The organism is Cupriavidus sp. Met-2 (assembly GCF_049843575.1).
In the GTDB taxonomy this organism is placed as follows: Bacteria; Pseudomonadota; Gammaproteobacteria; order Burkholderiales; family Burkholderiaceae; genus Cupriavidus; species Cupriavidus metallidurans.
Genome location: NZ_JBBHZL010000003.1, coordinates 352,061 through 374,688, shown reverse-complemented (window position 1 = coordinate 374,688; position 22,628 = coordinate 352,061). Strand labels below are relative to the sequence as shown.

Below are 22,628 nucleotides of genomic sequence, written 5' to 3'. Positions count from 1 at the left end.
CGCACCGCAGGGGATTCCCATCAGTTATGACTCGATGCCCCTCGGTTTCTTGTTAGGCAGAATCCTCGCTTTCATACTCCGGAGCATGCTTTGCAAAGGAGAAAGAATGGACACCGTGCCTCGCCACCGCATTCATTGGCAGCGCAAGTGCAGGGCAATCGCCACGATAGCGCTCCTCGCCGTGACGGGCGGGGTCGCGGCACAGTCGCTGGGCCAGAGCAACGACCGGAAGGACGTCGATGTCATGGAGGGCTTTCCGCCGTCTCCAGCCATGCGTGTGACCAAGACCAACGCATTCCAGCCACCATATATGCGCTGGGCCTTCCGTCATGCGCGCGAGACCTCGCCGACGGCGGGAGTTCGGCACGCTTCAACGCCAATGACTCTGCCGGAGCGGCCGGCAGCAAGTCTCGATGACGTGCAGTTCAATGTGGAAGGACAGTCAGTCAAATTGTCCGATTACCTTCGGGACACCCACACCGATGGCTTCATCGTGCTGCACAAAGGCCAGATTGTCTTTGAACGGTACCTGGATGGCTTCGGACCTGCGCAGCCGCACATCTGGGCGTCGATGACCAAATCGCTCACGGGCCTGATGGCGGCCATGCTGATCGTCGATGGCAGGCTTAACCCCGAAGCAAGGCTGGCCACCTATGTGCCTGAGTTGGTGGGCAATCCATTCGGCGACGCCACGGTCGCGCAGAACCTCGACATGGAAGTGCCCGTCGCGTATTCGCCAGAGCTTCCGCCCGATCTGGGATTGTTCGGCGCGGTCGGAATCATCCCGCGTCGCGCGGGTGCGCCGGACAATATCTATGACTTCCTCAAGACCGTCTCCACCGACAAGAGGGCTGTTACGGGAGATTACTGGTTCTACCAGAACGGATCGCCGGAAGCTGTTGCATGGGCGATGCGCAGAATCTCTGGCAAATCGTGGGCGGAACTGGCGCAGGAAACGGTCTGGTCGAAGCTGGCCCAGGACGACGCTTACATTCAGGTCGACTCACTCGGAACAGAAATGGCAAGCGGTGGCCTGAGCACGACCTTGCGCGATGCGGCCCGTTTTGCCGACGCAGTCCGGCGCGCGCAGGCCGGGGATGCCGACGCGGGCATTCCTGTTCAAGCTGTCCGTGCCGCATTGCACCCGCGCGGAAACCAGGCCGGGTTCGCCACGGGCCGCCTCGCGGCTGGCCGGCCGGGCTACGCATATGGTGACTACTGGTATCAGGTGAACGATGGCGATGGCTCCGTGGAGGCGAGCGGCCGGTTCGGGCAGAAGATCTACATCAATCCGAAAAAAGAACTGAGCGTAGTGAAGTTCTCTTCGAGTCCTGATTCGGCGCCTCGCGGCGCTTCGGCAGAGGCGGGCAAGACTGTGGCGGCACGCAATGGATCGCTGGAATCATCGACAGCTTTTATCGCCGCAATCCGGGCCGTCTACGGGGCCATACCGCACTAAGCCCACCGGATCACGGGGTCAGGTGCAGCAAGACCGGCGCTCGAACCCCTGCGTGTCGACCTTATGGTGACGGTAGAGCCGGCGACCTGGCGTTTGCGATCGGATCAGTCGCACATATCCTGATCACCGCTGCGCCAGGCTCGCTGGTATGGCTCAGCCGAGTTACCGCTGATCGGTCGTCAGCATTCTCACTCTCACCTTGCGGCCCTTCACCTTGCCTTCGTTCAGCCGTTTCACCGCCTCGCGTCCGATGGCGCGGTCCACGGCGATATAGGTCGACATCTCCATCACGCTGATCTTGCCGATCTGCTCCTTTGTGAAGCCAGCCTCTCCGGTCAGCGCGCCGAGGATGTCGCCGGGCCGGATCTTCTCCTTGCGCCCGCCCAGCATCTGCAGCGTGACCATTGGCGGCAGCAGACGCCCGCCGCCTGACGGCGTCAGTTCGTCAAGCGCGTGCCATTCGAACTCACCGCCCTGGTGCTGCTCGATGTTGCCGACGCGACCCATTTCATCCAGGCTGACAAGGCTGAAGGCCGAGCCTGCCTCGCCCGCGCGCCCGGTACGGCCGACGCGGTGGACATGGACCTCGGGGTCGGGTGTCACGTCCACGTTGATCACGGCTTCCAGCTGCGCGATGTCGAGCCCGCGTGCGGCCACGTCGGTGGCGACCAGCACCGAGCAGCTCCGGTTGGCAAACTGCACCAGCACCTGGTCGCGATCGCGCTGTTCGAGGTCGCCGTGCAGTTCAAGCGCGGCATAGCCCTGCGCGCGCAGCAGGTCGGCCAGATCGCGGCAGCGCGCCTTCGTATTGCAGAAGGCCAGAGTGGTAGCCGGGCGGAAATGGTCGAGCAATCGGCCGACAGCGTTGAGCCGATCGCCCTCCTCCACCTCGTAGAAGCGTTGGGTGATGGTGGCCGCGTCGTGCGCCTCTTCCACCTTCACCGTCTTCGGCTGGCGCAGGAAGCGATGGGCGAGCTTGTCGATGGCAGCCGGATAGGTGGCCGAGAACAGCAGCGTCTGCCGGTCCTTCGGGGCGTGGCTGGCGATAAATGCGATGTCGTCGTGAAAGCCCATGTCGAGCATGCGATCGGCTTCATCGAGCACCAGCGTGTTGATCGCATCGATATTCAGGCTTCCGCGATCGAGGTGATCGATGATGCGACCCGGCGTGCCTACGACAACGTGCGCGCCGTGAACAAGGCTCTCCACCTGCGGCCGGATCGGCGAGCCGCCGCTGAGCGTCAGCACCTTGACGTTGTCCTCCGCGCGGGCGAGACGACGGATCTCCTGTGTGACCTGATCGGCCAGTTCACGCGTGGGACAGAGCACCAGCGCCTGAACGTCGAGCGGACGCGGATCGAGACGATGCAGCAGGGAGAGCGCGAACGCCGCAGTCTTGCCGCTGCCGGTGCGGGCCTGGGCGATGAGGTCGTGACCAGCCAGCGCGAGCGGCAGGCTGGCTGCCTGGATCGGCGTCATGGCGTCGTAGCCGAGCTGGACGAGGGTAGCCTGCATGGCCGCGGACAGCGGCAGCGTGGCGAATGAGGTAGGGGCTGAAGAAGTCATGCCGGATTATAGATGCGCGGCCGCGTCTTGCACGCCTTACCTGCCCTGCGGCCTGACGGCATGACGAAATCAGCACACGCTGGGCCATCGCCGCGACCGGCACGCTCAACATTGACGGGTGCGAATGCGGCGGCAGCGCGCCCACGAGCCGATTACCCCAACGTGACCGCGCCAGCCATATCCCTGTCGCAAAAGGGAAAGTTCAAGACATGCACGGAAAAGCGGAAAGTTTGGCCAGATCAGATGATTCACCACACAGGTTGTCCATCTGACGCGCTCGATCCGCACGCCGCAGGTGGACCTCCATATTCGACAGCAGACAGGAGACCACATGGCGAAAGTCGTCAGGATTTATGAAACGGGCGGGCCCGACGTCCTTCGTTTTGAGAACGCCACGGTTGGTGAGCCGGGACCGGGCGAGGTCCGTGTCCGTCACGTGGCGGTCGGTCTGAACTTTGCCGACACCTACTTTCGCAGCGGCCTCTACAAGGTTCCCCTGCCCAGCAGCATTGGCAACGAAGCCGCCGGCGTGATCGAGGCCGTAGGTAGCGGCGTCACGCATCTTGCCGTCGGCGACCGCGTGACCTATACGGGCTTTACACCCACGCTGGGCGCCTACAGCACCGACCGATTGATCTCCGCCGACCCGCTGATCAAGCTGCCGGAAGCCATCAGTTGCGAAGTCGCGGCGGCCATGACCATGCGGGGATTGTCAGCCGCGTACCTGATGCGCCGGATCTACCCCTTCAAGGCGGGCGACACCATCCTGCTCCATGCGGCCGCGGGTGGTGCCGGCCTGATCCTCTCGCAATGGGCCAAATTGCTGGGGCTGACCGTCATCGGAACGGTTTCCACCGACGCCAAGGCCGAAGTGGCGCGCGCCCATGGCTGTGACCACACCATCAACTACAGCCATGAGGACGTGGCCAAGCGCGTGCGGGAACTGACGGATGGCGTAGGCGTGTCCGTGGTCTTCGACAGCGTGGGCAAGGACACCTTTATGTCGTCGCTGGACTCACTCAAGCGCCGTGGCCTGCTGGTCTGCGTGGGCTTCGCCTCCGGAGCCGTCCCGGCATTTGACCCCGCAATTCTGGCCCGCAAGGGCTCCGCGTATCTGACGCGACCGGGCCTTGCCGACTACATCGCCGATCCCGCCGAAAAGGCGGAGCTGGTCGATGAGCTGTTCGGCCACGTGGCCGCAGGCCGCATTCGCATCGACATCAATCGCCGCTACGCGCTGGAGGATGCCGTGCAGGCGCATCGCGACCTTGAGGCTCGCAAGATCGTCGGTTCGTCCATTTTCGCAATCTGACGGTTGCCCTTCCCTGGGGAGCATCCCGTTCGCCATCCCCGCTATTCATCATTCATCCGGAGACCCATCCATGCATTTCCTTGACGGCCACCTGTACCCCGAGAACCAGCAACCGCTGATCATCACCGCCGCACCGTATGCGCCGGGCTGGATTCCCGAAGATTTCCCGGAAGACATTCCGGTCACCATGGAAGAACAGATCCAGAAGGCGGTGGACTGCTACGAAGCCGGCGCCAGAGTGCTGCATCTGCACGTGCGCGAGGCCAACGGCAAGGGCAGCAAGCGTCTGTCGATGTTCAATGAGCTGATTGCGGGCGTGCGCGCCGCCGTGCCGGATATGGTGATCCAGGTGGGCGGCTCCATCAGCTTCGCGCCGGAAGAGGGCCAGGACGCCAAATGGCTCAGCGATGACACGCGACACATGCTCGCCGAACTCGATCCGAAACCCGACCAGGTGACGGTCACCGTCAACACTTCACAGATGAACGTGACGGAACATGCCGGTCTCGACGACTTCAAGGGTGTCTCGCGCGGCTTCCCGCACCTCTACAAGACCTACAAGGACATGGTCGTGCCCTCGAACCCGAGCTGGGCCGAGGAACACATCCGGCGTCTGACCGCTGCCGGCATCCAGAGCGAGTTCCAGTGCTACAACATCAATAGCTTCGAAACGATCGAGCGAATGATTCGCCGCGGCGTCTACAAGGGGCCGCTGGTGATGAACTGGGTGGCCATCAGTGGTGGCATGGATCAGGCGAACATCTTCAACCTGGCAAATATGCTGCGTGCCGTGCCGGACGGCGCCGTGGTAACGGTGGAGAGTTCGGTGTTGAACGTGCTGCCCATCAACATGATCGGCATCGCGCTGGGCCTGCACGTTCGGTGCGGCATCGAGGACGTGCTCTGGAACCAGTCCCGCACTGGAAAGATGAGCTCCGTCGAGCAAATCAAGCAGTTGGTGCGCATCTCCCGCGAATTCGGTCGCCCCATCGCCACAGCCAAGCAGACACGGGAAATCCTCAAGCTTGGGGTCTTCTACGACACCGTGGAAGAGACGCTTCAGGCCAATGGCTTCTCGCCGAATCGTAACGGCGCCAACCAGGGTTTCCTGCGCAAGCAAGAGAACTTGCCGTCCTGAAGTCAGCCCGCCGGGCCAGACGCCAGCCCCTGCCCCCCCAGGGTTGGCGTCGACCTCACGCATCGACCTCAAGCATCGATCTCACGCATCGGTTGAGCGACCGTCAAAAGACCAAGTACATGGAGGTAGACAATGGCATTACGCATGCAAAAGCCGACTGCGGTCGTGCTGGGTGCTGCGGCGCTTCTGGCGCTGTGCGCTTCAGCGCAGGCACTGGCTGAGGACGTCTGGCCCTCGCGCCCGATTCAGATGGTCGTGGCGTCGTCGGCAGGGTCCGGAGTCGATGCGCTGGCGCGCCTGATGGCGCAGCGTCTGTCGATCGCGCTGAAGCAACCTGTCGTTGTCGATAACCGGCCCGGCGGCAGTGGCGTCATCGGGACCAACGCTGTCGTCAAGGCGCCTGCTGACGGATACACGATCCTTTACACCACGGCATCGAACATGGTCGTTGCCCCGGCCGTACTGAAGACCATCCCCTACAACCCCAAGAAAAGCCTTGTACCCATCGCCGAGACGGCCTCGGGTGGCGTGGTACTGCTGGTGAGCAACGACCTGCCGGTCCATAGCCTGCCGGAACTCATCCAGCTGCTCAAGGCGAACCCGGACAAGTACGGCTACGCAACCTGGGCCACGGGATCGTCAGGCCAGTTGATGATGGAATGGCTCAAGAAGCAGACCGGCATGAAGACCGATCACGTCCCGTATCGGACTTCGACCCAGTTGCTGACCGACCTGTCCTCGGGAATCGTGAAGATCGGTTGGACAGACCCGGGCGCGCCAGTCCCATTCCTGCGCTCCGGGAAGGTCCGCGCCATTGCCATTGCCGGCAACGTTCGCGCGCCGCAGCTACCGGAGGTCAAGACCATGGGTGAACAGGGCTACGCGTTCGATGCGGTGGGCTGGTTCGGCATGTTCGCACCGGCAGGAACCAACCCGGCGATCGTGAAGCGGTTGTCCGATGAGGTCAACAAGGCCCAGGCATCCCCGGATCTCGCTGCCACGATGAAGGCCATGAACTTTGGTCCCCCGCCTGTGAAGACAGCGGTGCAATTCGGCGAGACGGTCAGCCACGACCTCGATGTCTGGTCGAAGATCGCCACCGATGCGGGGATTCAGATCGACTAGTGGAAAAACGACCGCCAGGCGCCCACGGTGCCCGGCGTCTTGCGTCGACGGCGAGTGGAATTCGCGACGCAAAGCGGAGCAAGCCGTTGATCTGCCTTGCCCGTAGCCCTACTGCAAATCCAAGCGCAAGACAGGACGAACGCCATCGCTCACACAAAGGGCGAGAGCCGTGCTCGCCCATGGATAAACGCGCGGGTTCTGCGCAAGAAAGGGAACCGGACTTCGATTCGGACCTGGCAACGTTCCAGGCCGGTGGCGCCCGCGCGTTACCAGCCTGGAAACCAAAACAATGAACGTGGAGGAGTGCTGGTGAACAAGAGACTTTTTGCCCTGGCCGCCGCTTGCGCGTGTGGCGCGGCCAACGCGCAATCGAGCGTGACCTTGTACGGTGTGGTCGATGTGAACGTGGAATACGTCAACCACGTCGGGGCCGTGCCGCAGGCAGGTAACGGCTACAACCCCGGTCCACCCCAGACGGTGTTTCGCGAGAATTCTGGCGGCTACTCTGGATCGCGTTGGGGTCTTCGCGGCGTCGAAGACCTCGGGGGCGGCCTGAAGTCGATCTTCGTGCTGGAAAACGGCTTCAATGCCGATACCGGCACGCTGCAACAGGGTGGACGCATGTTTGGGCGCCAGGCCTTCGTGGGCCTCGACACACGCTTCGGTGTGTTCACGTTCGGCCGACAGTACCAATCGATTTTCTCCACCATGGCCAACTTCGTCCCAGCGCGATATGCCACGCAGTATGAGCCGACGGGTGTGGTGGCAGGGGCCAATTTCCGCCAGGACAACACGGTCAAGTACTCAGGGACGTTCGGCCCCTTCACCGCGCAGGCGGACTGGTCGTTCGGGGTTGGCACGACGCTGCCGTCCACCTACCCCACGGTGCCGACGGCGGGTGGTGCCGGTGAAGTACCGGGCCAGTTCCGCCGCGATTCGGCCTATGGTGTCGCCTTGAGCTATCTGGCTGGGCCGGTCGGGCTGGGTATTGGCTATGACCAGTGGAATCCGACCATCGGCACGGGCAATGGCACATTCAAGAAGGCCGTTGTCATGGCCAGCTACGCGTTCAACGATACGGCGAAGCTGATGGGTGGTTACCGATGGGGGCAGAACAAGGATCCGGGCGGCACGACGATCCTGCGCGATGACTTCTACTGGATTGGTGGCCAATACCGCTTCTCGTCGGCGCTGGACTTCACGCTCGAGTATGACTATCAGAACGTGAAGAACCTGGGTGGAAACAACGGCGTGGCCAACCCCTGGCAGATTGCCCTGATCGCAGACTATGCTTTCTCCAAGCGAACCGACGTGTACCTGACCACGGCATACAGCAGGAACGCCGGCCTGGCGATGGAATCGGCAGCGAGCGGCTTCGCGACCAGCCTGGCGTTGGGCAATTCCTATGCGCTGGCCAACGGACAGAAATCCATGTTCGGCGCGGCATTGGGGATTCGACACGTGTTCTGAGCGTTCGGCCGGAAGCGCCTTGATGCGACTTGAGGCGACTCGAGGCGACTTCCGGCTTCACTGACGTTGTCCGCATACTGCGGGAGAGCGAACCATGGATCTTGGTCTGAAGGACAAACGAGCGATAGTCACCGGCGGCAGCCGGGGTATCGGCAAGGCGATTGCGCTCCAGCTCGCGCAAGAAGGCGTCGACGTGGTGGTGGCAGCCCGTGGACGCGCGGCGTTGGAAGCGACGGCTGCGGAGCTGGCGACGCTGACAGGAAGACGGATCGTGCCACTCGCCGTCGACACTTCCAGCAAGGCTTCCGTGGACAGCATGGTGAACCAGGCCATCGCCGCATTGGGCGGCATCGATATACTGGTCAACGCCGCTGCATTGCCCGGTGGAATCTCATCGGCGTCCCGGCTCGATGAAATCGACGATGCGCAAGCCATTGAAGACATCGACATCAAGGTGATTGGCTATCTGCGCACCGCGCGGGCGCTCGCGCCACACCTGATTGCCAATGGCTGGGGACGGATCGTGAACATTGGTGGCTTGGCGATCTATCGCACCGGCCGCCCCATTGCCACGCTGCGCAACGTCGGCGTGGCTGCGATCACCAAGAATCTGGCGGATGAACTCGGGCCGAAGGGCATCAATGTCACGGCGGTCCATCCCGGAGCGACACGGACGGAGACAACCGACGCGGCATTCGAGGCCTGGGCCGCGGCAAGGACCTCGCTGGGCCGCATTGTGGAAGCCCGCGAGGTTGCAGCCGTCGTGGCATTCCTTGCATCGCCAGTGAGCGTGGCGATCAATGGCGATGCCATTTCTGTCGCTGGCGGGAGCCCCGGCACCATCAGGTACTGATCGCTACTGATCGCTGCGGTGCGTGCCGAAGCCCCGGCATTCCCGGGGCCCTTGACCGCGCCCCGGGACACCGCCGACTTACCCGGCGGTCTTCCCGCCGTTCACATGAAGGATCTGCCCTGTGATGTACGTCGATTGATCGGATGCCAGGAACAGAATTGCATCGGCGACCTCTTCCGGCGTGCCAACGCGCCCGGCAGGGATCGTCGCAGCGACGGAGGCAAGCCGATCCGCGCCACCGGCAATGCGCCCGAGCATGGCCGTTTCAATCGGGCCCGGCGCCACGGCGTTGACGCGGACATTCGCCTGGATGACGTCAAGGGCCGCGGACTTGGTCAGGCCCTCGATCGCGTGCTTGCTCGCCACATACATCGGATTGCGCGGATTGCCACGACTGCCCATCGTAGACGACAGATTGACAACGACTCCGCGCTGTTGCCCGATCATCGCCTTCAGCTCGTGCTTCATGCAAAGGAACGTCCCAAGGACGTTCGCATCGAACGTCGTCGCGTACGACTGGACGGTCTGCTCGACGATCGATCCCGGTGTGCCTTCCGTCCCGGCACTGTTCACTGCGATATCGAGGCAACCAAAGCGCTCGACGGCATGACTGACAAGACGCATGACATCGTCCTCACGGCTGACATCGGCCGCCAGGAAGTCTGCTTCCGCGCCCATCTCCCGAAGTTCGGAGATGAGGGCGTCTCCGGCTGCGGCATTCCGCCCGGAACAGACCAGCCGCGCGCCCTTGGCTGCAAAGGCAAGCGCCGTCGCACGGCCGATGCCGGCGGTCGCGCCGGTAATCAAGACAACAGGATGAGACATAAGCGTTTCCTTGGATAAGTCAGGCGAGACTGTTCGTGAGCCCTTGGGGAAGATCGGCCGGTCAGAACGCGACGGCATCGCGGCCCTTTAGCTGCAGCATGTCGCGGGCCTCGTCCGGCGATGCCACGTCAAGGTTCAGCGACTTCAGAATGCCAACCACGCGTTTGACCTGGTCGGCGTTGCTGGTGGACAGCTTGCCGCGGTCTTCCCAGAGTGAATCCTCCAGGCCAACGCGGACGTTTCCGCCCATCGCCGCCGCCATCGATGCAATCGGCATCTGGCTGCGACCGGCGCCGAGCACGGACCAGTAGTAGTCCTTGCCGAACAGGCGCTCCGCGGTGCGGCGCATGTGCATGACATCGTCGGCGTGCGTGCCGATGCCGCCCAACAGGCCGAACACGGATTGGATGAAGAAAGGCGGCTTGAGGATGCCGCGATCAATGAAGTGCGCGGCCGTGTAAAGGTGGCTCGTGTCGTAGCACTCGATCTCGAAGCGTGTGCCGTTGTCGGCGCAGGATTCGAGGATGTAGCGGATCTCCTTGAACGTGTTGCGGAACACACGGTCCTCGGAGCCTTCGAGGTAAGGACGTTCCCAGTCGTGCTTGAACGTCGCGTGCCGGGCGAGCATCGGATAGAGACCGAAGTTCATGGACCCCATGTTCAACGAGGCAACCTCGGGCTTGAGTTGAAGTGCCGGCTGCAAGCGTTCTTCCACCGACATGTTGGGGGCGCCACCAGTCGTGAGATTGATCACGACGTCCGAACGGGCCGCGATCCGTGGGAGAAACGCACGAAAGAGGGCCGGGTCTTGCGATGGCTGGCCATTCTCCGGGTTTCGCGCATGGAGATGGACAATGGCCGCGCCAGCCTCCGCCGCGGCAACGGCCTCGTCTTCGATCTCCCTGGCGGTGATGGGGAGATAAGGCGACATTGTGGGGGTGTGAATACTGCCGGTCACGGCGCAGGTGACGATCACCTTGCTCTGTGGTGCTGCCATGGTGGATGCCCTCCGTTACTTCGCTCGAAAATGAACTGCCCGGTGCGATGTCGCATGCTACGGAACTTGACCTTCGCAGGCCGCTGCTACGGCCGGAATGTCGCGAATTGGAAAGTGAATGTCCTGCCGAAGTAAGCATGGATGCCTAGAACACCAGATACTCGTTGCCAGGCACTTACAAGACAGCAGGAGACATGGAAATGAAGATCAGGCAAATCACCCCTGCCATCGGGGCCGAGATTTCCGGCGTCAACATCGGCGAGGCGGCACGCGATCCGGCAGTCTTCGCCGAGATCCGCGCGGCGCTGCTCAAGCACCGGGTCCTCTTCTTTCGCAAGCAGGAAATCACGCGTGCCGACCACGTGGCCTTCGCCAGCGGCTTCGGCAAGCTGGAAGACCATCCCGTGGTTGGCAGTGTTCCGGACTACCCGGGTCTGGTGAAGGTCTACCGTAGCGACAACCCGCACAGCTTCGAGAACAGCTATCACTGCGACGGTCTGTGGCGTCCCAATCCGGCCATGGGGGCTGTCCTGCGCTGCCTCGAATGTCCCGAGATCGGCGGTGACACCATCTGGGTGAACATGGTGAAGGCGTACGAGGAACTCCCCGATGAGATCAAGTCGAAGATCGACGGCCTGCGCGCCAGGGCCAGCATCGAACACAGTTTCGGGGCGGTAATGACGCCGGAGAACCGCGCGAAGCTGGCGCAGGATCATCCACCGGTGGAGCATCCTGTGGTGCGCATCCACCCGGAAACCGGCGAGAAGATCCTGTTCGTCGGTGCCTCGTTCACGACGCACTTCACCAACTACAGCACGCCGGCCAACGTGCGCCATGGCATCGACAAATCGCCTGGCGCCTCGCTGCTGCTCAACTATCTGACCAGCCGCGCCACCATTCCGGAGTACCAGGTGCGCTGGGCCTGGCAGGAGGGAGATGTCGCGGTGTGGGACAACCGCAGCACGCAGCACTACGCCGTCAACGACTACTATCCGGCGCCGCGCAAGATGGAGCGCGCCGGCATCGTCGGTGATATCCCGTACTGAGCTGAAAGACAGAGGAGAGTGCATTCCATGACATCCGGAAACCAGCCAACGGTCGTAATCGTTCCCGGCTTTCGCGATCACATGCCTGAGCACTGGCAGTCACTGCTTGCGGAGCGCCTGCAGCAGCAGGGGCGAGCGGTGCGCATCGTGCCGCAGATCGATCACGACAAGAGGTTGCGCCGCGCGAGAGTGGAGAACCTCGAGCGTGTCGTCAGCGGCATCCCAGGGCCGGTCATCCTCGTCGCGCATAGCGTGGGCTGCCTGATTACCGTTCACTGGGCACAGGAGACGAAGTGCGCGGTGCAGGGCGCGCTGCTTGCTGCGCCGGCCGACTTTGACAACCCCTTGCCGCCCGGATACACCGATCTGCCGACGCTGGCAAAGGAAGGCTGGACGCCGATTCCACGTCGACAGTTGAAATTCCCGAGCATCGTGGTCGCAAGCCGCAATGATCCGCTCGGAAAATTCGAGCGAATCCAGGAACTGGCGCAGGCGTGGGGCAGTCGTTGCATCGACGCCGGGGAAGTCGGGCATCTCGGACCTGTGGATGGCTTTGGCACATGGCCGCTGGCGGAAGAACTGGTTCAGCAACTCTGAGTCAACGCATCGCGGCGCTGGCAACCAGCGCCGCGATTCACCATCGATTCACCATCAGTCCGGCTTGAAGTGGATGGAGCGCAGCAACGCGCCCTGACGCTCGTACGACTCGCGCACATCCTTGAGAAGCGCATCGGTGGTAGCCGGCGAACCGGGCTCCATACCCATGTCCTCGAGCCTTGGCCGGAGCGTCGGAGATTGCGTCACCTTGAGCGTCGCGTCGCGCATTTTCGTAATCACGGCTGGCGGCACGCCCTGGGCGGACCAGATCCCCATCCAGCTCACGTCCTGCAGGTCTGGATATCCCGCCTCGGTAAAGGTCGGAACGTCAGGCAGTGCGGCCATTCGCCTGGGCGATGCCACCGCATAGGCCCTGAGCTTCCCCGACTTGATGAACGGCAGCGAAGTCGCCGGACCGTCGAACATGAGCGGCACCTGCCCACCCATCACATCCTGCAGTGCGGCCGGTGAGCCCTTGTAGCTCACAGTGCCGGCATCGAGCCCGGCAACGCGATTGAACTGCACACCCATCGTCTGACCGCGCGTGCCGACGCCGAAGTTCGCATAGTCGAACTTGCCCGGCTTCGACTTCACGTACCTGACCAACTCACCGAGGTCCTTCGCGGGCAGATTGGGATTCCCGACGAGAACGAGACCATATTGCGTAAGCTGAGCAATCGGGACGATGTCCTTGAAAGGGTCGTAGGACACCTTGATGGCATGAGGCACTTCCGATGCGATCCCCTTCTGGATCAAGAGGAACGTGTAGCCGTCTCGCGGCGAAGCCAGCATGGTCTGGACGGCGATGGTGCCCCCCGCGCCCGCCTTGTAGTCGACGATGACCGGTTGGCCAAGCGATGCCTGCAACTCACGGGCAACGAGGCGTGCCACGATATCCGCCGTACCACCCGGGGGAGCGCCTACGAGTATCCGCACGGGCCTGGTGGGCCAGTCGGCGGCCCGGGCCGCCTCCATGGCCGGCAGCGCAGAACCAAGGACGAGTGCGAGCGCCATGGCCTGGCGGGCACCGTGAGTGATCCATGTCATCGGGGGCTCCTTTCTATCGGACGGGGGTCATCATCGCCATCGATGTGACGATTGCTCAGGGACTCCCGATTCGGATCATCCCGCCCTACCCCCCTTCCCGCTTTGCCTATCGCGTCGTGATTTGGCTTTTGGCGACAGCGATTCCAACGCGGAAAGCCGGGGATCGCCGATGAGGCGAATGCAGCGCAAACAACCTTACCTTCGCGCCTGAAGCTCGGGATTCCTCCCGCTTGACAACCCATTGCCGCTCTCTATCATGGGCTTTCATTCTTTAGTCAGTTCCCGATGTCGTTACTTGTCCGGGCCGCAGCCCTCACCAACTACAGCGAGGTCGCTCGTGCCGCCGGGCTCGATCCGGTGCGGATGATGATGGACGCAGGAATCAGCCCGAGCGTGCTGCGCGAACCAGATCTCATGATTCCCGTCGAGCGTTACGGTCGCCTGCTGCAGACCTCTGCAACCATGTCGGGCAATGAGAGCTTCGGGTTGGCCATGGCCGAGTCGCGCCTGCTGTCCAATCTCGGGGCGGTCGGCATGCTGATCCGCGACCAGGCGACGCTGCGTGATTCCCTCACCTTGCTGATGCGCTATCAACCGTTGCTCAACGGCGCACAGTCACTGGCGGTCGAGGATTGCGGCGGACGGGTCATCATTCGCGAGGTGCTGATCGCCGGCAACGCCCATCAGCCAACTCGCCAACGAGTTGAATTGGCGCTTGGGGTCATGGTGCGGTTGATACGTCAGCTCATCAAGGCCGACTGGCAGCCGCAACGCGTGTGCCTGGAACATCCCGCGCCGCGCGACCTGAGCACGCACCACCGGTTCTTCGGTCCTCACGTCGAATTTGATTGTGACTTCAACGGCATCATCTGCGCGAAGGCCGATCTCGATGCGCGCAACCCGTGGGCCGATCCGGCCATGGCGCGCTACGCACAGCAACTGATAGACGAGTCGGCCGTCATGCAACAGGCGACGATGCTCGAGGACGTACGGCGCACCATCCTCCTGCTGTTGCCCAGTGGCCGCTGCAGCGCCGAGCAGGTCGCCGATCACCTGGGCGTCGTGTGCCGCACGGTCCAGCGCCGGCTGGCCGACCGGGGGCAGAGCTTCTCGTCGATGGTCAATGAAATCCGTACGGAACTCGCGACGCGTCATGTCATCGAGAGCGATCGTCCATTGACCGAGGTGGCGACCCTCCTCGGCTTTTCCGCGCCGAGCGGATTCTCGCGCTGGTATCACGCGCAGTTCGGTTGCAGCCCCAAGGAGAGCCGGGCCGCGCATGGCACCACACGCCGACAGACCGCATCCGCACCAGCGAGCAATGCGTGATGCTGGCCGCAGCTGATCACGCGTAAGCGGCGACCGGAGAATCAGCCACTAGCCAGCACGATCCGGCCGATCTCCTTCACGCTGGTCCATCCCCCCAATGACAGTCACACGCGGCAGCCATCAGGCAATCCTGATCGGGCTTGCGCAATCACCCATGAAAAAAACCCCGCGTGCGCTTCACACGCACGCGGGGTTCATCGGACTTCGGTTCGTTCCTCGGCGTGGCCGCCGAGGAACATCGACACTTAGATCGACACCGTGTCCGCGACTTCCTTGAAGTCTTCGATCTGGTCGAAGTTCATGTACTTGTAGATCTTGTCGCCGTTGGCGTTCAGCACGCCCATGTCGGCCATGTACTCTTCCTTGTTCGGGATACGACCCAGGCGCGAGCAGATGGCAGCCAGTTCGGCGGAGCCGAGATACACGTTCGTGTTCTTGCCCAGACGGTTCGGGAAGTTACGCGTCGAGGTCGACATCACCGTCGCGCCTTCGCGCACCTGTGCCTGGTTACCCATGCACAGCGAGCAGCCCGGCATTTCAGTACGCGCGCCAGCGGTGCCGAACACGCCATAGTGGCCTTCCTCGGTCAGCTGCTTCTGGTCCATCTTGGTCGGCGGGGCGACCCACAGCTTCACGGGGATGTCGCGCTTGCCTTCCAGCAGCTTCGAAGCGGCACGGAAGTGGCCGATGTTGGTCATGCACGAACCGATGAACACTTCGTCGATCTTGGCGCCGGCCACGTCGGACAGCGTCTTCACGTCGTCCGGGTCGTTCGGGCAGGCCACGATCGGCTCGTGCACGTCGGCCAGATCGATTTCGATCACGGCGGCGTACTCGGCGTCGGTGTCCGGCTCCAGCAGCTTCGGATCGGCCAGCCATGCTTCCATGGCCTTGATACGGCGCTGCAGGCTGCGCGGGTCCTGGTAGCCTTCGGCGATCATCCACTTCAGCAGCGTGATGTTGCTGTTGATGTATTCGATGATCGGTTCCTTGTTCAGGCGCACCGAGCAACCGGCGGCCGAACGCTCTGCGGAGGCGTCGGACAGTTCAAAGGCCTGTTCCACCTTCAGGTCGGGCAGACCTTCGATTTCGAGGATACGGCCCGAGAAGATGTTCTGCTTGCCTTGCTTGGCCACGGTCAGCAGACCCTGCTTGATCGCGTACAGCGGAATGGCATTGACCAGGTCACGCAGCGTCACGCCAGGCTGCATCTTGCCCTTGAAGCGGACCAGCACCGATTCCGGCATGTCCAGCGGCATCACGCCAGTGGCGGCGGCAAAGGCAACCAGGCCCGAACCGGCCGGGAAGCTGATACCGATCGGGAAGCGGGTGTGCGAGTCGCCGCCGGTGCCCACGGTGTCGGGCAGCAGCATGCGGTTCAGCCACGAGTGAATCACGCCGTCGCCCGGACGCAGCGAGATACCGCCACGGGTGCTGATGAACTGCGGCAGCGTGTGGTGCGTCTTCACGTCCACCGGCTTCGGATAAGCGGCGGTGTGGCAGAACGACTGCATCACGAGGTCGGCCGAGAAGCCCAGGCAAGCCAGATCCTTCAGCTCGTCACGGGTCATCGGGCCAGTGGTGTCCTGCGAGCCCACCGAGGTCATCTTCGGTTCGCAGTACGTGCCCGGGCGGATGCCCTTGCCTTCGGCCAGGCCGCATGCGCGGCCGACCATCTTCTGGGCCAGCGTGAAACCCTTGCCGGTGTCGACCGGGTTCTGCGGCAGGCGGAACAGCGTCGACGGGGCCAGGCCCAGCGACTCGCGGGCCTTGGCGGTCAGGCCACGGCCGATGATCAGCGGAATGCGGCCACCGGCGCGCACTTCGTCGAACAGCACGTCCGACTTCACCTTGAATTCAGCGATGACCTCGCCATTCTTCAGGGCCTTGCCTTCGTAGGGACGCAGTTCCACCACGTCGCCCATTTCCATCTTCGACACGTCGAGTTCGATCGGCAGCGCGCCGGCGTCTTCCATCGTGTTGTAGAAGATCGGAGCAATCTTGCTGCCCAGGCACACGCCACCGAAACGCTTGTTCGGCACGAACGGGATGTCTTCGCCAGTGAACCACAGCACCGAGTTGGTGGCCGACTTGCGGCTGGAGCCGGTACCGACCACGTCGCCAACGTAGGCCACCAGGTGGCCCTTGTCCTTCAGCGACTCGATGAACTTGACCGGGCCACGCTTGCCATCCTCTTCCGGCTGGAACGCGGCGCCTTCGCGCTTGTTCTTCAGCATGGCCAGCGCGTGCATCGGGATGTCCGGGCGCGTGGTGGCGTCAGGGGCCGGCGACAGGTCATCGGTGTTGGTCTCGCCCGGCACCTTGAACACGGTGATCGTCAGCGATTGCGGCAGTTCCGGACGGCTCGTGAACCATTCGGCGTCGGCCCAGCTTTGCAGCACGGCCTTGGCATTGGCGTTGCCCTTGTCCGCCTTTTCCTTCACGTCGTGGAAGGCGTCGAACATCAGCAGCGTCTTCTTCAGCGCCTCGGCGGCCACGGTGCCCACTTCGGCATCGTCCAGCAGCTCGATCAGCGGCGAGATGTTGTAGCCGCCCAGCATCGTGCCGAGCAGTTCGGTAGCGCGGGCGCGCGAGATCAGCTGGGTCTTTTCCGAACCCAGGGCCACGGCGGCCAGGTACGAGGCCTTGACCTTGGCGGCGTCATCCACGCCTGCGGGCACGCGATAGGTAATCAGGTCCAGCAGCGCCTGCTCCTCGCCCGCCGGCGGGTTCTTGATCAGTTCGATCAGGTCGGCGGTCTGCTTGGCGGTCAGAGGCAGAGGGGGAATGCCAAGCGCAGCGCGTTCGGCGACATGGGCGCGATAGGTATCAAGCATAGGAACCTGCTGGTAATAGGGTTGTAACGGTACTGCCGTCTCTGTGAGGACTGGTGCGCAAGGCGGCCAGTTGCGCGTGATTGTAGACCGAAGTCCCCGCCAGATCAAATGTCTTATATCTTATATAAGAGTCGATACAAGCAAACCCTTACAAATCAATCGCTTACCGAAACACGATTCATCTGCCCCCGCAAGCACTTTGCCGGAGCCCCACTTGGCCGCACGGTGCCGCGCGGACGGACCTGGTGACTCGCCCGCCGTGCCGGTCTTAAGTTCCGCTCTTCACATTCGTTAACCAGCAAGGAGGCGCAAATGGCGCTCCTATGCACCCGTGCGCCCGACGTCCGCCCAGCTCAAACGGCCAAGCTGAGCGGGATTCCCCCTTTTTATCGGCCCTTTGCTTGCCTGCAATTCGGGAAGAATGCAGGCATTCCGACACAGGCATCTCATGGCGAACACGCTTTCCCCCTCCCAGACCGGTGGCACCCCGAGCAAGCGCGGCCGGCTCCTGCTGATCGGCGGCGGTGTGCTGGTGGTGGCGCTGGGCGTTGGCGGCTTCGTGCTGGGCAACATCATCGGTGGCAGCCGTCAACCGGCGGCTCCTGCTGCCCCGGTGGTGCCACCGCCGATCTTCGTGCCGCTGGATGCGTTCACCGTGAACCTCAAGAGCGAGGATGGCGACCGTTTCCTGCACACCGGCCTGTCTCTGAAGGTGGCGGACAGCGACACCCAGGCACGGCTGTCGCAGTACCTGCCCGAAGCGCGCAGCCGCATCCTGCTGCTGCTTTCGGCACGCCAGCCAGCCGATCTCGCCACCGTCGAGGGCAAGCAGAAGCTCGCGCGCGACATCCAGGCGACCATCAGCCAGCCGTTTGCCGCAGGTCTGCCGCCGCAGAAGATCCTGGACGTCTTGTTTACATCGTTCGTGGTGCAGTAAGCCGTGTGCCTGCCTCGCGAACCCTGAACCAAATCCGATATGAAACTGCCCGCCGAACTTCACCTCTGCCGCCGCATCGCGCGCGGCGCCTGAAGCCGGCCATGGACCGTTTCATCCTTAAAGCCGTTCACGGGGCAGGACACTAGATGGCCTACGACAAGTTCCTCTCGCAGGACGAGGTAGATGAACTACTGAAAGGCGTATCGGGCGAATCCGATGCGCCCGTGGCAAGCGCGCCGGTCGCCGACGATGGCGGCGTGCGTCCGTACAACCTGGCCAACCAGGAGCGCATCGTCCGCGGCCGCCTGCACACGCTCGAGATCATCAACGAGCGTTTTGCCCGCGCCCTGCGCACCGCGCTGTTCAACTTCATCCGCCGCGGCGCCGACATCTCGGTAGGCACCGTGCGGATCGAGAAGTACGGCGATTTCGTGCGCAACCTGCCCGTCCCGACCAACCTGAACCTGGTCCACATGAAGCCGCTGCGGGGCACCGCGCTATTCGTGTACGACCCGAACCTGGTGTTTCTCGTCGTCGACAACCTGTTCGGCGGCGATGGCCGTTTCCACACCCGCGTGGAAGGCCGCGACTTTACCCAGACCGAGCAGCGCATCATCCGCCGCATGCTTGACCTCACGCTTTCCAGCTACGGCCAGGCCTGGCGCACCGTGCATCCGATCGAGTTCGACTATGTCCGCTCGGAGATGCACACGAAGTTCGCCAACGTCGCCGGCCCGAACGATGCCGTGGTCACCACCGCGTTCCACATCGAACTGGGCGCCGTGGGCGGGCAGCTTCATATCTGCATCCCGTTCTCGATGATCGAGCCACTGCGCGATCTGCTGATGAACCCGCTGCAGGACGAGGTCGAGGTGGACAAGCGCTGGCTCGGCCAGCTCTCCAACCAGCTACGTGCCGCCGAAGTGGAACTGGTGGCCGAATTCACGCACCTGCGCAGCACCGTGGCCGAGGTCCTGGCCATGCGCGAAGGCGACGTGCTGCCGATCGAACTGCCGGAACACATCTTCGGCAAGGTGAACGGCGTGCCCGTCATGCAGTGCGGCTTCGGCACCATGAACGGCCAGTACGCGCTGCGCGTGGAACGGATGCTCAATTACCAAGACAGCGATTCCAACAAGGAAACCGATCATGACTGACGGCACCCAGGACAAGCCGGTCGATCCGATGGACGACTGGGCCAGCGCCCTCGCGGAGCAGACCAGCGCCGAGCAGGCAACGTCCACTGCCGCGCCGGCGCCCAGCGCTGCCGCACCGGCGGCGCAAGCCATGCCTGCCGCCACGCCGGCAGCTTCCACGGTATTCCCGCCGCTGGCGCAGGAAGCGCCGCCGGGGTTCCACAACGATATCGGGATGATTCTCGATATTCCCGTGCAGCTCACGGTGGAACTCGGCCGCACCAAGGTACCCATCAAGAACCTGCTGCAACTGGCGCAAGGTTCGGTCGTGGAACTCGACGGCCTGGCCGGCGAACCGATGGACGTGCTTGTCAACGGCTACCTGATCGCCCAGGGCGAAGTGGTGGTGGTCAATGACAAGTTCGGCATCCGCCTGACGGACATCATCACGCCGTCGGAACGTATCCGGAAGCTCAACAAATGATGGTTGCCGCGCGCCGGCTTGCCGCGGGCATTGCCCTTGCGGGCGTTGCCGCTTCCGGCGCGCAGGCTGCCGACGTCGTGCTCAGCACGGCCCAGGCGGGCACGCCCACCGGCGGCGCCGCGACCAACACCACTACCAGCGCCACTACTAGCAACACCGGCGCCAACGCTCCCGTCATCAGCAGTGGGGCCAGCCTGGCGCAAGCCGGTCTGGGCCTGTTCGCCGTCATCGCGCTGATCCTGGCGATGGCATGGGTGGCCCGGCGCGTCGGCCTGGTGCGCCAGGGCTCGGGCAATGCGTCGATGAAGGTGGTCGGCAGCCTGATGCTTGGTCCGCGCCAGCGGGTGGTCACGGTGGAAGTGGGCGGTACCTGGCTGGTGCTTGGTGTGTCGCCCAATGAAATCCGTCCGCTTCACACACTGGAAGCACAACCGCACACCAGTTCTCCGGACGATTCGCGGCCCGGCTCCCAGGCGGACTCAGGAGTGCCCCGGAACATGCAGGGCGGATTCGGCGAGCGACTGATGCGCGCCATGCAGGAAAACCTCAAGAAATGAACTCGCTGCGTGCCGACGTCGCACGGCATCCCGCGCGCCTGCCGCGCGTGGCCGCCACCCTGCTGGCATTGCTGCCGCTCGTGCTGTGGCTCGCGCCCGAATCGGCGCTGGCCCAGTCGCTGCCCGGCGTAACCAGCCGGCCGGGACCCGGCGGCGGCCAGACCTGGTCGCTGTCGATCCAGACGCTGGTCCTGTTGACATCGCTGTCGTTCCTGCCGGCGGCCATGCTGATGATGACGGGCTTCACTCGCATCATCATCGTGCTGGGCCTGTTGCGCAACGCGCTGGGTACGGCATCGTCGCCGCCCAACCAGGTACTCGTGGGCCTGTCGCTGTTCCTGACGTTCTTCGTCATGTCGCCGGTGTTCGACAAGGTCTACACCGACGCCTACCAGCCGCTCTCCGAAAACAAGATCAGCCTCGAGACCGCCGCCCAGCGCGCCGCCGTGCCGCTGCGCGCGTTCATGCTGCGTCAGACTCGCGAGAAGGACCTGGCGATGTTCGCGCAGATGGCCAAAACGCCCGAACTGCAGGGCCCCGAGGACGTGCCGTTCACGGTGCTGGTGCCGGCGTTCGTCACCAGCGAACTGAAGACCGCGTTCCAGATCGGCTTTACGATCTTCATCCCGTTCCTCATCATCGACCTCGTCGTGGCCAGCGTGCTGATGGCAATGGGCATGATGATGGTGCCACCCGCCACCATTTCGCTGCCGTTCAAGCTGATGCTGTTCGTGCTGGTCGATGGCTGGCAACTGCTGCTGGGCTCCCTGGCGCAGAGCTTCATGAACTGACCGGAGGCCCGCCATGACACCGGAAATGGTGATGACCATCGCCACGCAGGCGATGAAGATGACGCTGATGCTGGCCGCACCGCTTCTGCTGGTGGCGCTGGCGGCGGGTCTGGTGGTGAGCCTGTTCCAGGCCGCGACGCAGATCAACGAAATGACGCTGACCTTCATCCCCAAGCTCATCGCGCTGTTCGCGACGATGGTGCTGGTCGGCCCGTGGATGATCAACACCTTCGTGGACTACATGCGCCAGGTGTTCCAGAGCATCCCCGCCCTGGCCCACTGATCCGGCCGCCGTACCCTTTTCCCTTTTCCTTCCCAATAGCCCGCCGTGATCGAGGTCACCACCGCCCAGATGTACGGCTGGATCGCCACCTTCCTGTGGCCGATGTTCCGGATGCTGGGGCTGATCTCTTCCGCGCCGCTGCTCAGCGAATCGACGATTCCCCGGCGTCTCAAGATCCTGCTGGCGGCGGCCCTGTCGGTAGTCATCTCCCCCACGATCGGCAATATCCCCACCGTGCCGGTCTACTCGCTCGATGGCCTGCTGATCGTCCTCAACGAAGTCGGCATCGGCTTGTCGATGGGCTTCGCAATGCGCCTGGTATTCGCCGCGGTGCAGATGGCAGGTGAAGTCATCGGCCTGCAGATGGGTCTGTCGTTCGCGTCGTTCTACGATCGCGCGGCCGGCGGCCAGACCATGGTGCTGTCACGCTTCCTGAACATGGTGGCCATGCTGCTGTTCCTGGCGCTCGACGGTCATCTGATGATGCTGGCCGCGCTGATCGACAGCTTCCAGGGCCTGCCCATCTCCGGCGTGCCGCTCTCCGGGCACGGCTGGGGCGTGCTGGCTCGCGCAGGATCGATGATCTTCTCCGCCGGTACCCTGCTTTCGCTGCCGATGATCGCGGCACTGCTGACGATGAACCTGGCCATGGGCATCCTGAACCGTGCCTCGCCGCAGCTTTCGATCTTCGCTGTGGGCTTCCCCGTCACGCTGCTGGGCGGCATGCTGGTCCTGGCGCTGGTGATGCCGCACATGGGCGCCTACGTGCAGCACCTGATCGAAAGCGGTCTGCAGACCGCCGCCACCGTGCTCGACCAGCTCGCGCCCTAGCGATCAGA

General features: G+C 63.3%; 21 protein-coding genes. 16 read left to right on the top strand and 5 right to left on the bottom strand.

Annotated features, from left to right (window positions below; all coding sequences use genetic code 11):
• Positions 1-106 precede the first annotated feature (106 nt).
• Positions 107-1,459, top strand: coding sequence for a serine hydrolase domain-containing protein (locus WD006_RS10090; protein ID WP_029307078.1), 1,353 nt, complete (start codon positions 107-109; stop codon positions 1,457-1,459).
• 162 nt (positions 1,460-1,621) lie between these two features.
• On the opposite strand, the gene dbpA is transcribed toward WD006_RS10090, so the two are convergent.
• Complete coding sequence (gene dbpA / locus WD006_RS10085) at positions 1,622-3,025, bottom strand: ATP-dependent RNA helicase DbpA (protein WP_029307077.1); 1,404 nt, start codon at positions 3,023-3,025, stop codon at positions 1,622-1,624.
• Between the two features lie 331 nt (positions 3,026-3,356).
• On the opposite strand from dbpA, the gene WD006_RS10080 reads away from it, so the two are divergent.
• The 5 genes from WD006_RS10080 (at position 3,357) to WD006_RS10060 (ending at position 8,923) form a co-directional block, all read left to right on the top strand.
• The gene (locus WD006_RS10080) at positions 3,357-4,337 is read left to right on the top strand and encodes a quinone oxidoreductase family protein (protein ID WP_017512410.1); all 981 of its coding nucleotides are present in this window, start codon (positions 3,357-3,359) and stop codon (positions 4,335-4,337) included.
• Between the two features lie 70 nt (positions 4,338-4,407).
• Positions 4,408-5,475, top strand: a complete 1,068-nt coding sequence (locus tag WD006_RS10075; RefSeq protein WP_008644170.1) for a 3-keto-5-aminohexanoate cleavage protein — start codon at positions 4,408-4,410, stop codon at positions 5,473-5,475.
• 132 nt (positions 5,476-5,607) lie between these two features.
• Positions 5,608-6,600, top strand: coding sequence for a Bug family tripartite tricarboxylate transporter substrate binding protein (locus WD006_RS10070; RefSeq protein WP_011519691.1), 993 nt, complete (start codon positions 5,608-5,610; stop codon positions 6,598-6,600).
• A gap of 309 nt (positions 6,601-6,909) precedes the next feature.
• On the top strand, positions 6,910-8,070 hold the full coding sequence (locus WD006_RS10065) for a porin (RefSeq protein WP_011519692.1): 1,161 nt from the start codon (positions 6,910-6,912) through the stop codon (positions 8,068-8,070).
• A gap of 94 nt (positions 8,071-8,164) precedes the next feature.
• Positions 8,165-8,923 carry an SDR family NAD(P)-dependent oxidoreductase gene (locus WD006_RS10060; protein ID WP_011519693.1) on the top strand — a complete coding sequence of 253 codons (759 nt, stop codon included), beginning with the start codon at positions 8,165-8,167 and terminating at the stop codon, positions 8,921-8,923.
• A gap of 78 nt (positions 8,924-9,001) precedes the next feature.
• Here WD006_RS10060 and WD006_RS10055 read toward each other — a convergent pair whose 3' ends face one another.
• On the bottom strand, positions 9,002-9,748 hold the full coding sequence (locus WD006_RS10055; RefSeq protein ID WP_029307076.1) for an SDR family NAD(P)-dependent oxidoreductase: 747 nt from the start codon (positions 9,746-9,748) through the stop codon (positions 9,002-9,004).
• A 61-nt stretch (positions 9,749-9,809) separates the two neighbouring features.
• The gene (locus tag WD006_RS10050; RefSeq protein ID WP_029307075.1) at positions 9,810-10,745 is read right to left on the bottom strand and encodes a 3-keto-5-aminohexanoate cleavage protein; all 936 of its coding nucleotides are present in this window, start codon (positions 10,743-10,745) and stop codon (positions 9,810-9,812) included.
• Positions 10,746-10,945: 200 nt separating this feature from the next.
• On the opposite strand from WD006_RS10050, the gene WD006_RS10045 reads away from it, so the two are divergent.
• Together WD006_RS10045 and WD006_RS10040 are read left to right on the top strand one after the other, a co-directional pair.
• Positions 10,946-11,791, top strand: a complete 846-nt coding sequence (locus tag WD006_RS10045) for a TauD/TfdA dioxygenase family protein (RefSeq protein ID WP_011519696.1) — start codon at positions 10,946-10,948, stop codon at positions 11,789-11,791.
• Between the two features lie 27 nt (positions 11,792-11,818).
• Positions 11,819-12,388 carry an RBBP9/YdeN family alpha/beta hydrolase gene (locus WD006_RS10040; RefSeq protein ID WP_011519697.1) on the top strand — a complete coding sequence of 190 codons (570 nt, stop codon included), beginning with the start codon at positions 11,819-11,821 and terminating at the stop codon, positions 12,386-12,388.
• Between the two features lie 54 nt (positions 12,389-12,442).
• Here the strand turns inward: WD006_RS10040 and WD006_RS10035 are convergent, their stop codons facing one another.
• Complete coding sequence (locus WD006_RS10035) at positions 12,443-13,435, bottom strand: Bug family tripartite tricarboxylate transporter substrate binding protein (protein WP_029307074.1); 993 nt, start codon at positions 13,433-13,435, stop codon at positions 12,443-12,445.
• Positions 13,436-13,720: 285 nt separating this feature from the next.
• Between WD006_RS10035 and WD006_RS10030 the strand changes: the two genes are divergently transcribed.
• The gene (locus tag WD006_RS10030; RefSeq protein ID WP_029307073.1) at positions 13,721-14,764 is read left to right on the top strand and encodes an AraC family transcriptional regulator; all 1,044 of its coding nucleotides are present in this window, start codon (positions 13,721-13,723) and stop codon (positions 14,762-14,764) included.
• Between the two features lie 245 nt (positions 14,765-15,009).
• On the opposite strand, the gene WD006_RS10025 is transcribed toward WD006_RS10030, so the two are convergent.
• Positions 15,010-17,601, bottom strand: coding sequence for a bifunctional aconitate hydratase 2/2-methylisocitrate dehydratase (locus WD006_RS10025; protein ID WP_029307072.1), 2,592 nt, complete (start codon positions 17,599-17,601; stop codon positions 15,010-15,012).
• A gap of 448 nt (positions 17,602-18,049) precedes the next feature.
• Here WD006_RS10025 and fliL point away from each other — a divergent pair, with 448 nt between their 5' ends.
• From fliL to fliR, 7 genes are all read left to right on the top strand, one after another.
• Complete coding sequence (gene fliL, locus WD006_RS10020) at positions 18,050-18,538, top strand: flagellar basal body-associated protein FliL (RefSeq protein WP_017514583.1); 489 nt, start codon at positions 18,050-18,052, stop codon at positions 18,536-18,538.
• 146 nt (positions 18,539-18,684) lie between these two features.
• Positions 18,685-19,695, top strand: a complete 1,011-nt coding sequence (gene fliM, locus WD006_RS10015; protein WP_011519703.1) for a flagellar motor switch protein FliM — start codon at positions 18,685-18,687, stop codon at positions 19,693-19,695.
• Positions 19,688-20,158, top strand: coding sequence for a flagellar motor switch protein FliN (gene fliN, locus WD006_RS10010; protein ID WP_011519704.1), 471 nt, complete (start codon positions 19,688-19,690; stop codon positions 20,156-20,158). The genes fliM and fliN overlap by 8 nt, the downstream gene beginning before the upstream one ends.
• A complete protein-coding gene (gene fliO, locus WD006_RS10005; RefSeq protein ID WP_029307071.1) occupies positions 20,155-20,715 on the top strand; it encodes a flagellar biosynthetic protein FliO in 561 nt (186 codons plus the stop codon). Before fliN ends, fliO begins: the two co-directional genes overlap by 4 nt.
• The gene (gene fliP / locus WD006_RS10000) at positions 20,712-21,506 is read left to right on the top strand and encodes a flagellar type III secretion system pore protein FliP (protein ID WP_011519706.1); all 795 of its coding nucleotides are present in this window, start codon (positions 20,712-20,714) and stop codon (positions 21,504-21,506) included. Before fliO ends, fliP begins: the two co-directional genes overlap by 4 nt.
• Positions 21,507-21,519: 13 nt before the next feature.
• A complete protein-coding gene (gene fliQ / locus WD006_RS09995) occupies positions 21,520-21,789 on the top strand; it encodes a flagellar biosynthesis protein FliQ (protein WP_011519707.1) in 270 nt (89 codons plus the stop codon).
• Between the two features lie 45 nt (positions 21,790-21,834).
• Positions 21,835-22,620 carry a flagellar biosynthetic protein FliR gene (gene fliR / locus WD006_RS09990; RefSeq protein ID WP_029307070.1) on the top strand — a complete coding sequence of 262 codons (786 nt, stop codon included), beginning with the start codon at positions 21,835-21,837 and terminating at the stop codon, positions 22,618-22,620.
• Positions 22,621-22,628: the final 8 nt, after the last annotated feature.